This window comes from Tahibacter caeni, from assembly GCF_024609805.1.
GTDB classification, from domain to species: domain Bacteria; phylum Pseudomonadota; class Gammaproteobacteria; order Xanthomonadales; family Rhodanobacteraceae; genus Tahibacter; species Tahibacter caeni.
The window spans coordinates 1-1,501 of sequence record NZ_JANFVR010000603.1 but is presented as its reverse complement, the minus strand read 5'-3'; the positions used below and the strand labels follow the sequence as shown (position 1 = coordinate 1,501).

Here is a 1,501-nt window from a genome sequence, read left to right as displayed (position 1 = left end):
ACTGGATCGCCGAGAACCGCCGGCTGCTGCAGGCACGCGCGCGGCTCGCGGCGGCGTCGGCGCGCTGGCAGGCCGAGGGCCGGCGGCGCGATTTCCTGCTGCCCGGCGGCAGCCAGCTCGACGACGCCCGTGTGCTCGCGCGCGATGCGCAGACCGCGCTGGATGATGCGACGCGCGAATTCGTCACGATTTCGCTGCGGCGCTTCCGCCGCCAGCGCCGGCGCAACGCGTTCGCGCTGGGCCTGCTGCTCGTCTGCGCGTTCGCGGCCGTCGCCGCCGGCGTGCTCGCGCTGCAGGCGCGCGCCGAAGCCGATCGCCATCGCGCCGAAGCCGAGGCGCTGGTCGGCTACATGCTCGGCGACCTGACCGAACGCTTGCGCGGCCTGGGCCGGCTCGACGTGCTCGATTCGGTCGGTACGGCGGCGCTGGATTATCTGCGCGCGCAGCCCGAGGACGCGTCGACCCAGCTGCTGCGCCTGCGCGCGTCGCGCCAGATCGGCGAGATCCGTTTCGCGCGCGGCGCCGGCGACGCGGTCGAGGCGTTCATGCACGCGCATGCGCTGGCCGAGCAGCTCGTGCAGCGCGACCCGGACGATGCCGCGGCCTGGCTGGAACTCGGCAATGCGGCGTTCTGGCGCGGCCAGGTCGCCTACGCACTCGGCGACGCCGCGACGGCGGCACGCCATTGGCAGCGCTATCGCGCCGCCGCGTCGCGCCTCGTCGCGCTGCGGCCCGGCGATAGTCAAGCCACGCTCGAGCTGTCCTACGCGCTCAACAACCTAGCGACCCTGGACTTCGACGCGCGACGTCTGGAGCCGGCGCGCGCACGGTTCGGCGAGTCGGCGCGCCTCAAGCGCGGCGTGCTGCAGCGCCGGCCCGGCGACGCGGCGGTAGCGGCCGATCTGGCCGACAGCCTGATCTGGCAGGCGCGTGTGGAGGAAGCCGTGCCGGATCTGGCGGCGGCCGAGGCGTACCAGCGCGACGCATTGCCGTTGCTCGCCGCGCTGCGCCGCGATCACCCCGAGGACCGGCGCTGGCCGCAGCGCGCGGCGCTCGCGCAGCAGCATCTCGCGCGCACGCGCCTGGCCCGCGGCGACACGGCCGAGGCGGTGCAGCTCCTCGAATCCGCGCGCGACGCGCTCGCGGCGCTGGCCGCGTCCGATGCGAGCAACAGCGAATGGAACCGCGACGCGTTCGTCGCGAGCCTGCAGCTCGGCGCCGCGCTAGCCACGGTCGATGCGATCCACGCGCGCGCCGTGCTGCGCGATACCGAGGCGCGGTCAGCGTCGCCGTCGCCGACGGCGGACCTGCCCGACCTGCCGCTGCTGCGGCTGCTGCTGCGGCTGCGCCAGGCGCAACTGTCCGCCGCCGCACCGGCCGCACGCGCGGCCGAACTCGATGCGATCGTCGCCGCGTTGCGCGCGCTGCCGGTCGCACTGTCCGCATCGGCGCAGCCCGTGCTCGTGCAGGCCCTGCTTGTGCGCGCCGAACTCGCCGCCAG

General features: G+C 75.2%; 1 pseudogene. It reads left to right on the top strand.

Annotation, left to right across the window (positions count from 1 at the left end):
* Positions 1-1,501, top strand: a pseudogene (locus tag NON22_RS24205) (hypothetical protein); the annotation flags it as partial.